A 12,423-nucleotide genomic window follows, 5' to 3' on the forward strand; every position below is an offset into this window, starting at 1 on the left:
CTGTATCGAAAAGCTCCGACAAAGTCCTGCACGACTGCCTGCCTTAGTCGTGCACAGCCAGTGGTTTTGGAGAACCTGCGATGACGCATCCCGTGAAAGAACGTGATATCACATGGAGAAGGGAAGCGGCGCGGAGCTTCAGCCGCGACCGCGAGGAGCCCAGTCTGGATCTGGGTGCGATCACGCGGGCCGTTCGCCGACAAGCCCGGTTAACGATATTGTGGGCGACGGCGGGCGCCATTGTCGCAGTCCTCATGATCCTGGGTACGCTGCCACGCTACACTGCCGTAGAGACTGTCCTTCTTGACGAAGAGCGCGGGGAACTGCTGAACCAGGTTTCGCCACTTCCCAATGCCGTCAGATCGAACACCGCCGTACAGAGCGAGATAGAGATCATTCGCTCCCGAGTTTTGGCGCTGAACGTAGTCGATCTGCTTGAACTTGATAAGGACGAGGATTTTCTGTCGCCACCAGTCGGCATAACCGAACGGGTGCTTGGGCTCGTCTCAAAGGCGACAGGTACCCTCGCGGACCTGCTGACACCTGAACCACCCGCACCGTCAAGCTCGGTTTCTGCCGATGGAGGGACAGCTGAGGAAGGCGGGCTGGATTTCAACCTTGCCGTCACTGACCGCGACCGGGCTGTGCGGATACTGCGGGACCGCCTGTCAGTATCCCGTGCGGGACGCAGTCTTGTCATCCAGATCGGTTTTTCCGATTTCGAGCCACGCCGCGCCGCAATGATCGCACGTGGTTATGGCATTGCTTACGAAAGCTTTCAGTTGTCGACATCGACTGCAATTGCCGCCGAAGCCGAGGAGTGGCTCCGTGATCGGTTGGATGTTCTGGAACAGCGAAGCATTGAAGCCGCCGCCGCTGTGCAGGAATTTCGCGCGGCCAACGACTTGGTTCAGGTGCGCGGCGATTTGCTGACAGAGCAGCAGCAATCGGAGTTGGCCAGCGCGCTTGTGAGCGCTTCGGCCAGCGCTGCCGAAGCGCAGGCACAGCTTGAAAGCATGGAGTCGCTTCTGGCGAGGTCCAAACAGGGGGAGGAGATTGTCACTGTACCTGGCCTGAATGGACAGCTGGAGCCATCGAGTGAAGCACTTCGGAGCGAGTACCTTGATGCGCGTTTGCGGTATAGCCGACTGGTGACTCAGTTTGGCAGTGAGCACCCACAGGCACAGGACATCAACGAGCGGATGCAATTGCTGCGCGACGCTCTTAAGGTGCAACTTGAGCAGGCAACGGAAGCCGCACGTGTCACTTACAATATCGCGCGCAGCCGGGAAAAATCCCTGCGGACCGATCTTGAATTGGCCACGGGCGGGTCGCAGTCGACACTTGCCCTGCGCGGTCAGTTGCAACAGCTTGAAGCCATCGCGGAAACCCACGCACAGGTTTATCGCGACTACCTCCAGCGTCTCGAAGTCACCATGCAGCAACAGGGCTTCCCGATCGCTTCGATCAAGGTGATTTCGCCCGCGGAAATCCCACGCGATGCCTCGAGCCCGAGAAAGAAAATGATGCTGGCCGCAGGCATTTTTCTGGGTGGTTTGATCGGTGTCCTGATCGGGACATTGCGGGAAATTTCGCCCAAGCCTGCCCGCACGGTATCTGAACTGCGCCGAAATGCCGGGCTACGTTGCGCCGGGCTGTTGCCCCGGCGCCGCAGCGTCAAGGACAAAGGCGCGCTGAATGCCCGCAAACGCACGTTGGAGCGGCTGGCCCAAGCCTGCGATAGCACCGTGATACAGAACCAGGGGCGGCTGGTGGCAATAGCGCCATTGCTGCCCGGGCTTGAAAAGCCAAGCGCTATGCCCGCCGAACTTGCAGCGCATCTGTCGCGCAGTGGAGCGCGGCGCGTTTTGCTGATCTTTGAAGACGAGGCACAGATATCGCCGGCGACACATGCCGAGACAGGTCTTGAGGTTGTGGCACTTCGTAGCGTGGTGGATGGCATTGATGTTTCGGACGGCGATTTCAGCCTGATCGCCCGCCGTCTGCGCGAGGAGTTCGATGTGGTCCTCCTTGCACTGCGTCCCATTGCAGACGCATATCGGTCAGATCCTCATGCCTGGGCCTATGATACGACGTTGCTGCGGATACCTTGGGGCAAGGTGTCGTCGGATTTCGTCACCGATGCACTGGCGGATCATCCGAGATTTCGCGACGCGCTTTCCACCACAGTGCTGGAGGATGCCGAACTTACGGTCGCGCGGAAGTACATGAGCTCGGGCAGCTATGAGGAGCTTGAGATCAATGCGTGAGGTGCGGGTTTTCTGGCGCACCAAGTTGCGGGCGGTGGCTGCGACCCTCATGATCACAGCTCTTTCTCTCATTGTGCCGTTGCAGTCGCGTGCACAGACCGGGACCGAGGTTGTCGAGGGCCATACATTAGCACCGCAACAGGTCATTGATATCCGGATCGGGCGCTGGGATCCGGTTCAGGAGACCTATAGTGACTGGCCTGCAGTCGGTGGGGCCTATCCAATCAGCACAAGCGGAACCGTGACGCTTCCCATTGTAGGCACTTTGACAGTGGCCGGTATGACACCCGATGATCTGGCGATGCAGATCTCTGATCAGCTCCAGGTGGGTATCGGTCTGCGCGGTAATGTTGAGGTCGTGGTTAACATTGCGGAATTTGCCCCGATTTACGTGCTGGGCGATGTGCGCGCCCCAGGTGTCTACCTCCATGCGCCGCAGTTGACCGTTTTGCAGGCGCTCAGCCTGGCCGGAGGCATCGACGGCCCGGGAACCTCTTTCGTACAAGGTGAAAGCAGTGCGTTGAATGCGCTAGGCAACTACAGGGTTCGCGAGCTTGAACTGTTGCGGCGGCTGGCGACACTCTCCCGTCTGCAAGCCGAGGAAGCCGAGACGGAGATGACCCCGCCCGAAGAGCTTACGGCCTCGTCGCTGGGTGCTGAGTTGATCGCGGAGGAGCGGAGAATTATGGCGGCGCGGCAATCGGCCTTTAGTTCAAGCCTTGCGCAGATCGACGATCTAGACGTTTTGCTGCGGGAACGCATCGCTCGACTGAACGCACAGGCAGAGTTGCGTGAAAAGCAACTTGGCTTGCTGGAAGGCGAGCTTCGGGACGCTGCAAGTCTTGTCGAACGCGGTCTGTCGACCACCTCACGCCAGAGCGCGCTTCAGCGCCAAGTGACGGATCAGCAGGTGCGGCTGCTCGAAGTGGAAACCGCCCGACTGAATGCTGAGCAGCGCCTCAACGAAGCGCGCCGCGACCGCCTTGATCTGGTTAACGAACGCAGTCGCGAATTGGTACAGGGACTACAGGATCAGCGTGCGGCCATCGGAGAACTCAGGCTTCGCATGGAAACTGACGCTGCGCTGTTCGCTGACGCCACTCGAACGGGCACGGGACTTGTGCAGCTTTCCGCACTCGTTGCGCCGCAGTTGCAGATTACCCGGCAGGGGGCGGAGGGGCCGATGACGTTCCCTGTTGGACGGGGCGATTTCATCCAAGGCGGTGACGTATTGGAGGTCGTGCTGGACGTACCGAGTCCAAACGACGCGATTCCTATGCGCAGGCTCTCTGAACCGGCAACCTCATCACCGAGCGTCGAGGCGGCCCCATCTGCTGATCCAAAAACCGCACTGGACCAAGCCGAAAGCGTCAAGAAAGGCCTTCCGCCGTCCTGAACGCCCCGGAGGGCTGGTCAGTGCTGAGGTTCCGGCACCGGCGCTCGAAGAATGTCGACAAGCTGATTGATTTGCCAGCCGGGCACCATTTCGGGACGTGCGGCATGATCGCGGGCAGCTTTCGATGCGCGCTCGTAGGCACTGGTGTCGTGCCAAAGATGCCGAAGCTGGTCAGCCCATGTTTCGATCGGCGCATCTTTGTCCAGAATAATGCCGCCCGGCCCCACCGCTTCAGGCAGACCGCCGGTCCTAGAAGCCAGCACCGGTATCCCACTGACCTGCGCCTCGGCGGCTATGCGACCAAAAGCTTCCTGCCACTGGCTGGGTGCCAGAACGATCCGAGCCTCGCCGTACACAGTGCGCATGTCATTCGTCGACGGTCGCAATGTGACGTTCGGTAGCTTGGCCAGAGCAGCGGTCAGGCTTTTTTCCTGATCCGGCGGAAGTTGCCAGCCGCGCACGAAGACAAAGGGGATTTCAGGACAGGCCGCAGCAACACCGAGAGCAATGTCGACACCTTTGTAGGGATGCGGATTGATGAACGTCACATTCTGGCGGGTCGAGTTCACCCTATACTTCTCGGCCTCGATCATCGGATAGATAACGTCGGCATGCACACCGTCGGTTTCGGCAAAGCGCTCCGCGGTAAATCGGGAATTGGCGATGAACCCAAGATTTGCCAGACTGCGGATAGAGCCGCCAAGGTCTTCCTTTTCAACATTGCGGAGATAGATGAATGTGCGGGTTTTCTCACGGTCGATGGCCTGTGCCATCGGAACGGGAAGCCGCGACTGGAAGATGACCGCATCCGCACCGAAGTCCCGGACAACCCGTCGCGCGACCCTGTCTGCAAACCAAGCACGAAAAACCGGGTAACCAAGGCTGTCGTCGCGCACATAGCCATCGCGTGTCAGCTTCAGGAGAACGCGACCCCGCACACCCAACCAACCTGTTCCGGTTAGTCCAGCCAGCACCGCCGCATCGTGACCTTTCGCCCGCAGCCGTTTGACAAGCTCATGCGTACTGGACTGTGCGCCGCCGTACATTTGGGGCAAATGCGGATGGGCGCTGCCAAAGAGAATGCGTAGAGGGCGATCAGTCTTTGTACCTGCAGTGTGCATCGGAACATCCATGATTGGGTGGCGGGGCCAGGAGATATCGGTACGTGTGGATTAGGACGGCATACAACATCTCGTAGTGTGCTGCCGGGTCTTGGACAACCGAACGTCCTGATCCTGGCGCAAGAGCCCCTCGGAGACAGGCGTACCGCTGAAAAAATCACATATGGCGCTGTTTTCAAGGCATTTTTCGCATCCGGCAGCCAACTGATTCTACAATGTGCGGATGAGCTTGGTCGCCATCACAAATACGGTCACAAGGCCCGATCAGGAGCGTTCCCAGGTTCTCAATGTGCTGATGTGTCGTGCAGTGTGATCGATTGAAAAGCAACAGATGCCCGAGCACATGGCCCGAATGTGCGAAAACCATGCGAAAGCGCAGGTTAACGTCGGCGGTGCCTCGCCTGTACCAACAACCGACATACTGCAACCGCAGCAATTGTCGTACGCTTTTTGCGCGAATCCCATGGATTGTCGGGACGAGCAGTCTGAATCTCAGTTTGTGCAAAACAGCATATACCGGCGGACACGTTGAGGGGAAAAGGTAGTGGCCCCTCATCCGATTTTGTTTTGGTGGCGTACCGCGGAGATGACCAGAAACAAGGATGCTAGATGATGAAATCGATCGAAGTAGAACCTGGCCACCCTGAACATCGCGTCCCGTCTGCTGGAGGTGCAACTACCGCAGCGTGGGCTGGTTTCCGGAACAGAGATACGCCCCTCGGAGGAACGATAAAGAGGGGTATGGATGTCACAGTTGCACTCACCATGCTGGTTGTGCTGTCCCCACTACTCCTCGGGCTGATGCTGTTGGTCTATGCCTCGTCATCGGGGCCGGTTCTCTATCGCCATCGGCGTGTTGGATATGGCAATCGACCTTTTAACTGTCTGAAGTTTCGAACGATGGTCGTCAACGGCGATGACGTTCTGGAGAGGCATTTCCAGCGGTATCCAGATGTACGTTGTGAGTGGGAAGAGACCAGAAAACTACAAGACGATCCGCGGGTCACCGCAACCGGCCACGTGCTGCGGAAACTCAGCCTTGATGAACTTCCACAGCTTTTTAATGTCCTGCGCGGGGATATGAGCCTCGTTGGTCCGCGGCCGGTCCCGGCAGACGAACTACGCTTGTACGGAAAATCACGACGCTTCTATCTGCGCTCCCGTCCCGGCATCACGGGCCTTTGGCAAGTAAGTGGACGCAACAGCACCACTTACAGGCGCCGTGTGGCTTACGATCGATTGTATGTCGAGCGTTTCAGCAATGCATCTGATATGGCGATCCTTGCCAAGACCCTACCTGCGGCGATGCGTTCAAGCGAGACTTCATGATCGAAAAATCCGGTCACGCGAGTTTGCCGGACCGGGGAATGACGTTGCCCAGCGGCACTGTAACGCGAGCCGAGACGTGCTCCACAGATACCGGAAAACGGGCTTGTGTCCCCGACAACAGTTCGGATGCTGCTCCGTCTCAACATATGGCGCAGGCACCTTTGGTGTCCGTCATCATGTCGAATTTCAATGGGTCGCGCTATTTGGAGGCAGCGGTTACCTCCGTTCTGTCACAGTCGTACCGGAACCTCGAACTGATCGTGGCCGATGATGCTTCTGATGATGACAGCCTGACGATCCTGGAGCGACTGAAATCCGGCGATAAAAGGCTGAGAGTTATCGCCAGGGACAACAATGTCGGCCCGGCCGGTGCCAGAAATACAGCCCTTGATGCCGCGCGGGGAACATGGGTAGCCGTGGTGGATGCCGATGACCTCCTGCATCCTCGGCGGATCGAACGGCTGCTGGCGGCCGCACGTGCGCTTGGGGCCAATGTCATCGCTGATGATCTGGTGAGCTTCGGATCGGCGCCGCTGGCCGGGCGCACGTTGCTTGATGGCAGGCATCTGACCGGGTCCTTGCAATTGACGCCTGCTGAACTGGTGCGGAGCGACGGCGTTACCTCGGGCCTCGGATCATTTGGCTATCTCAAGCCGATGATCCATCGCCAGACACTTGGTTCGCTGCGTTATGACGAAACACTGAGGGTTGGCGAAGACTTCGACCTGTACGCGCGACTGCTGTTGGCAGATGCCAGATTTTTGGTCATCCCGGCGCCGCTCTATCTCTATCGTCAGCACGGAAAATCGATATCCAATCGTCTGTCGATGCCCGTCCTGTTGGGTCTTCTGAAGGCCCATCAGCGGTTGGCAGCCGACGCTGCCAGACTCCATACCAATACTCCCGATCTGCAGCAGGCCCTGCGCGCACGTGGGGCGGCACTGGATCGTGCGCTTCGGTATCAAAGGCTTGTCGATGCGATCAAGACGCGTAAGGTGTTTGACGCTGCGGGGCGGGTCCTGCGCGATCCAGTGCTCATCGGCGATCTCGTAACCAGTCTTTTGGATCGGAAAAGGCGCAAGCGGTCAGAGAATAATATGGATCGGCGGGTATTTCCGCACACGATTGTGCTCGCCGAAACCGATATGGTTGAGCAGATCCCAGCGTCCCCGGGTGCATTGCGCATTCCAGTGACCGCGCAAGATAGTTCCAAACGAGACTGGAGCGCGCATCGGGCCTTGGCCAGCCGCCTCGCACGTCTCGCCAGCGTTGGTCAATCCGATATTATCGCTGATGGTGCCGCAGGTCTGGACGCCCTTGGGTATGTCCCGCTCTGGAAGTCAGCCCACGTACGGCTCAAACGTGAAAATGCTAGGCACGCAGCTGTCCCGCCCGGCGCCGAGGTCGCACTATTGGTGGACCGCCACTGACGGCTGTCCTGTTGGCGGCAAGAGCAACCTGACATCAATGGCCGGTGCCGCATCACCGGCCATCGCAGTCCATCCGAGTTTGTCCGACATGATTTGGCGTGCGATCGGCCAGATCCGGTTTGTGGCACCAAACAGGTAACGCAAGGCGACCCAAGCCCCCTTTTCGCGGCGCAGATCCAGAAACACACGGTGGTCGCGTTTGCGCCGAACCTCATCACGATGCGCCTGCATGGCTTGAGTGAGAGCGGGAGACAGCCCATCCATTTGCAAATGAGCAACCAGCCGATCATGCATTTCAGAAAGCTCTGCCGCACCGTGCTGCGCGCTGAGCGAGGTCCTTCTTATCGCGGCTGCGTATCCAGGGCGACGTGTAAATTTCAGCCGCGCGCCAGCAAGCAACGCACGCAAATAAAGATCGTAGTCCTCTCCGAGCCGCAGGCGGGTATCATATCGCAGACCGTGACGGTTCAGAAACTTGCGTGACATCACAGGCTTGAGAAAACCAAGCTCACCTCTGGCGACATTCTTTCTGCGCAGGTTCCCGAGGACGAACTGCGTGATCCCCAGCGTCTGGAAATCGGGTGTGATGTCAGGCCATGTCCGATCCATCAGCCCGCCGATCCTGTCGGTTGTGACAAAAGCAATATTGTCCGCCAGCATCTCAGCGTCATCACAGGCCATGAGGCGGCTGAGCCTTCCCGGCAGGAACACATCATCAGCGTCCAGAATTGCGACAAAGTCGGCGGTGGCAGCGTCCAAAGCCCGGTTGCGCGCCGCCGCCGGCCCTTGGTTGATTTCCGCAGTGAGAAGCCGGACACGCGCGTCGGCCTTGGCCTCTTCAAATGCGACGGCGGCGGTCGCATCCAGCGACTTGTCGTCTACCACAATGACCTCAAGGGTCTCGGGTTGGGACAATGCGGATCGGATAGCCCGTGCAAGCGTGTCTTGCGCATTATACGCGGCAATGATGACCGTTACGCTTCGTTGCATAGGCCCTCTGTCCGATAATCTTGGAGTAACGCCCACCGGGACGCCATAAAAACAATAATCTACGCGTGAACCATGTCTATAACAGATAAAGGGCGTTGGCGATCAACAGGCATCTAACCGCCGCTGATGATGGCAAATTTAGCAGTTTGCCGCGTCAGAGATCGCTTTCTGACGATGCGTGTTTCGAGGACGCTTTTCGAGTCACTTTGCCGCTCTGCGAGATCTCGTGTTTTCGTTCCGCGACGCGCAGCGCGATCAACCCGAGATAAGCCAACTGCACCGCCACGACGACCGCAATCACAAACAGAACGAGGGTAATGGCTTTGAATCCAGCCAGGATACCCAGAACTGTCGCAGCGAGGCCTGAAACAAGGAGAGCTATCAAAAAAACTGATATTCGCATCAACGCTCCAGATGCTGAATTTGCGATACGGTTGAGGCACAGCCATCAATCGTTTCGTGTTTTTGACGAACAGAGGTTTCCAACCAATTACATTTTGCCGGCTCTCGCGCAAGAAGATTACCGGCCACCCCACTTGAGGCATGTCAGCTGAAGCAGCCGATCACCTTCCGCCTTCAATTTGAAGGTAGCCCGTCGCGGTCACGCTGTGTGTGACCGTAGATCGCGACAGTGCGCAAACCCAGCAAGGATGACATCGTCCCAAGATGCAATGCACCCCGTAGCAGGTTGGCGTTTCTATATCTGTCGAAGGGCAAAGTCATAAGGGCAAGCATGGCGCAATACGCGACTTTTGCACCCGCCAACGGCAAGGCCACCCAGCCCTTCGTCGGATCATCGGCTCTGCGCAGCAGACTGCCATGGGTCTGGCCCATTCTAAAGCGGCGCCGGAACAACCAGGAAAACGTCATCCGCGATTCAGGTACCGTCTCGTCGACATGGGCCAGGGGCGCAAAGGCAAGTCGCGCACCAGCACGCATGGCATCTGCAAAAAACGCTGTATCTTCGCCACCCGAGACCCCGCGGTCGAGATCAAAACGACGACCAGCCAGCGCTGGATGCCCGAGATCCATCAGAACATTGCAACTGTGCCCGGCGATTGGCCGGCCATCGGGCCCGAGTTCGGGCTGGGTGTCGTGGATCCGAAGGTGCCGCATCCACTCCGGCGCCTCAACGGCATAGACAGCGCGGGTTGGCCCAACCACCACGTCGGCCCCTCCGGTCGACAGCCGCTCAAACAGTTTGGCCAGCCACTTCGGATGCGCCAATTCGTCATCGTCTATAAACGCGCAGATTTGCAGACCTTGACGGTCAACCTTATCCAGTATGGCGTTCCGCGCGATCGAGATGTTACCGGACGGCGCATGCACATAGGTGATCAGGTGACTTGTCTGCTTCGAGAACGTGGCAACGGTCTCCTTCGCGCTTGGCGTGATGTCATTGTCGGCAACGATGATGGACAACCTCAGGCCATCGGGCAAAGCCTGTGCGTCAAGAGAGGTAAGCGTCTCAATCAAAGAGGGACGCTGGAAGGTACAAATGCCAACGGCAACGGTAACGTCGAGCGGGGCACCTACACCGGGCACCTCCGTGATCGGCTCTGGCAGGTGCGGGGTCACTTTGGGGACCAGCAGCTGCCGCCAGAAACCCAGCGACCAGGAAAAATGCATGATCATGGCGATGGGCGCTGCTGCCAGAGCAAGTGGACCACGGCGCGCATAGGCCAGTCCGAATGCACCAATCAAACAAGCCGCAACCCAAACCGCAGCAGGCAGCGCGAAGACAGGTGCTGCGAAGGCAAGAGCGGAGGCCGCAGCTACAGGTGCCACGGCAATCATCAGCATCTGCCGTAGCCGTGGCTTCAAGCGATGTTTCAGTACCGTGCGGGCGCGACCGCTGCCGAAGTTCAGATACTGCCGCGCCAGTGCCAGAAGAGTCTTTCGCGGCATGTAGTCCAACCGAGTCCTTGACGTGAGCCATATCTTATAGCCTGCCTTGGTCAGGCGCATGTCCAGCTCCGCATCCTCATTGTGCGAGAAGCTCTCATCATAGCCGCCGACCGTGCGGAAAGCCGCGAGCTGCATCAGTGCATGATGCCCGTGATCAACAAATGTGCCAGAGCCAGCGCTTCGGTGCGCCGACCCACCATTGCCCAGACGCGCGTTCTGAGTGAGAGCGATGGCGCGCTGCAACGGTGTGTTTCCGGTCGCATGCATGGCGACAACGACGCTCTGCGCACCGGTGCGCTCCGCCTCCTCCAGAAGCACATCCACGTAGTCCTGGGGATAGGCAGAGTGGGCGTCGAGACGTACGAGCCAGCGCATGTCCTCGCCAAACGCTTCGCAAGCACGATTGACGCCCGCGCTTTGCAAGCGGGCCGAGTTGTGCAGCAAATGAATATCGAACCGCGACACGGAGGCAATCTGATCAGTCACGATATCGACGGTCCCGTCTGTAGAACCACCATCGGCGATGACGAGGCGGGTCGGCGCATCGCAACTCAGACGCCGGTCGAGAAAAGGTTTGAGCCCGTCAATGACGCCCGCAATATACGCGGCTTCATTCAGCGTCGGTATGACGATTAGAACGCCGCCGCGATCAAGATCGGTGGTAGTTTCCACCGTGGCCTCGCTGGTCGGGGCGATTTCCTCCACCAGTGCGCGAGCCTCGACTTCGCTAGCGCGCCAGGTGTCAGATGGGGCGGACCGCTGCCGCGCCCGAAGGCCAGCAAGCAGTTCGTCGTCTATCGCATTCAATGCCTTTGTAACAGCAGCCTCACTGGCCTCGGGAAGTATCAGCCCAATTTCGAGAATGCGCAGCCGCGTCGCGATCTCGGTTCCTTCGAGTGCGATTGCGGGCACTTGGTTCAGGCCGCTTTCATAAAGTCGGTTCGGCAACAGCCAATCCGAATTGCTTCCCGCGTCGTATCGGTCGACCAGCCAAGCCAGATCGACCTCGCCATAGATCTGGCTCAGATCTTCGGGGTATCGATAGGGGCCACCAAAAATGAGGTCAGGATTTCGCGCTACAACATCATGGAAGTCAGTCAGCTCGTCGAGCGCCGGACGACCGCGCAACACGACCCGATACCGCCCCGGACAGGCGCGGGTCAGCGCATCGAGGCATCGCAGCGAAAACGCACATCTGAGAATACCGAACCAACCGATGTGAACGGGCTCAGCAGGCGAGAGTCGTGGGCGTGGCTGGACGATGGGCATTTCCCCGAGGTCTTGGGTCATGACCTTGTTTTCGACCAACAAGGCCGGGACCCCGGGGCGGTGATACACGTCGAAATACTCCCGCAAGAAACCGGGAGACGACACGATCAGCTTATCGACATCCCGACACAGGCGACGTTCCAGCCATCGCAGGCCGCGCGCTGCCCACCCGGACCCAACCATGAGCCGGTGGATATCGAGGACTTCGTAGATCAGCGTAGCGCGATGCCCGCTCGGTGAAAATCTCCGCAGCGGGACCGCCAAGGCCAGCATCTCAAGATTTCTGCAAAGAAGGATGTCGTAGGGTCCGACCCCAGCCAAGTTTCGCTGCGGTCGCAAACGCTGACGCAGCACCTGGAGCGCACGTTGCAGCATTCTCGCATTGTGAGTCCGCCCCAGAACCAGCGCATATCCGGGCAACGCGCCCTCACCGCGCCGAAAACCGGCAAGCGTCACCTGCGCACCGCCCAAGCGCAACATCTCGACCCGTCGCCAAATGGCTGCATCGCTTAGGTCGTGCGCCAGATACAAGATCCGGGGCCCGTGATCCGACGAGTGGTCTCGTGCACTGCTTTGGGGTACAACACCCGTCTTTTTCATTCTGCCACCTAGCGCTAGCGGAGCGTTTTCGGAGTACCCATGGCGCTTGGAACAAGTCAAAGGTGATCCCCGGAGGAGGCGAAGGCCAGCCGATTCCCTGCCCCACTATG

At 58.9% G+C, this 12,423-nt stretch carries 8 protein-coding genes; 4 read left to right on the plus strand and 4 right to left on the minus strand.

Annotation, left to right across the window (positions count from 1 at the left end; all coding sequences use genetic code 11):
* The first annotated feature begins 92 nt into the window (after window positions 1-92).
* Window positions 93-2,270: a GumC family protein gene (locus AC53L6_RS06290; RefSeq protein WP_496907210.1), complete on the plus strand. Its 2,178-nt coding sequence runs from the start codon at window positions 93-95 to the stop codon at window positions 2,268-2,270.
* Window positions 2,271-2,319: 49 nt separating this feature from the next.
* A complete protein-coding gene (locus AC53L6_RS06295) occupies window positions 2,320-3,666 on the plus strand; it encodes a polysaccharide biosynthesis/export family protein (protein ID WP_496907211.1) in 1,347 nt (448 codons plus the stop codon).
* 17 nt (window positions 3,667-3,683) lie between these two features.
* On the opposite strand, the gene AC53L6_RS06300 is transcribed toward AC53L6_RS06295, so the two are convergent.
* Complete coding sequence (locus AC53L6_RS06300) at window positions 3,684-4,799, minus strand: glycosyltransferase (protein WP_496907212.1); 1,116 nt, start codon at window positions 4,797-4,799, stop codon at window positions 3,684-3,686.
* 717 nt (window positions 4,800-5,516) lie between these two features.
* On the opposite strand from AC53L6_RS06300, the gene AC53L6_RS06305 reads away from it, so the two are divergent.
* Both AC53L6_RS06305 and AC53L6_RS06310 read left to right on the plus strand, forming a co-directional pair.
* Window positions 5,517-6,116, plus strand: coding sequence for a sugar transferase (locus tag AC53L6_RS06305; RefSeq protein WP_496907543.1), 600 nt, complete (start codon window positions 5,517-5,519; stop codon window positions 6,114-6,116).
* A 146-nt stretch (window positions 6,117-6,262) separates the two neighbouring features.
* On the plus strand, window positions 6,263-7,546 hold the full coding sequence (locus AC53L6_RS06310; protein WP_472726006.1) for a glycosyltransferase family 2 protein: 1,284 nt from the start codon (window positions 6,263-6,265) through the stop codon (window positions 7,544-7,546).
* Here the strand turns inward: AC53L6_RS06310 and AC53L6_RS06315 are convergent.
* The 3 genes from AC53L6_RS06315 to AC53L6_RS06325 all read right to left on the minus strand — a co-directional run bounded on the left by AC53L6_RS06315 (window position 7,526) and on the right by AC53L6_RS06325 (window position 12,313).
* A complete protein-coding gene (locus AC53L6_RS06315; protein ID WP_299706347.1) occupies window positions 7,526-8,536 on the minus strand; it encodes a glycosyltransferase family 2 protein in 1,011 nt (336 codons plus the stop codon). The genes AC53L6_RS06310 and AC53L6_RS06315 overlap by 21 nt on opposite strands.
* A 154-nt stretch (window positions 8,537-8,690) precedes the next feature.
* Window positions 8,691-8,939, minus strand: a complete 249-nt coding sequence (locus tag AC53L6_RS06320; RefSeq protein WP_299206018.1) for a hypothetical protein — start codon at window positions 8,937-8,939, stop codon at window positions 8,691-8,693.
* A 173-nt stretch (window positions 8,940-9,112) separates the two neighbouring features.
* A complete protein-coding gene (locus tag AC53L6_RS06325) occupies window positions 9,113-12,313 on the minus strand; it encodes a glycosyltransferase (RefSeq protein WP_496907213.1) in 3,201 nt (1,066 codons plus the stop codon).
* Window positions 12,314-12,423 lie beyond the last annotated feature (110 nt).

This window comes from Tateyamaria sp. LSS28, from assembly GCF_059611725.1.

Coding starts and splice junctions, on each gene's coding strand:
- AC53L6_RS06295 (WP_496907211.1), top strand. CDS start 2,320: ATGATCACAGCTCTTTCTCTCATTGTGCCGTTGCAGTCGCGTGCACAG.
- AC53L6_RS06320 (WP_299206018.1), bottom strand. CDS start 8,939: ATGCGAATATCAGTTTTTTTGATAGCTCTCCTTGTTTCAGGCCTCGCT.
- AC53L6_RS06325 (WP_496907213.1), bottom strand. CDS start 12,313: ATGAAAAAGACGGGTGTTGTACCCCAAAGCAGTGCACGAGACCACTCG.
- AC53L6_RS06315 (WP_299706347.1), bottom strand. CDS start 8,536: ATGCAACGAAGCGTAACGGTCATCATTGCCGCGTATAATGCGCAAGAC.
- AC53L6_RS06310 (WP_472726006.1), top strand. CDS start 6,263: ATGGCGCAGGCACCTTTGGTGTCCGTCATCATGTCGAATTTCAATGGG.
- AC53L6_RS06300 (WP_496907212.1), bottom strand. CDS start 4,799: ATGGATGTTCCGATGCACACTGCAGGTACAAAGACTGATCGCCCTCTA.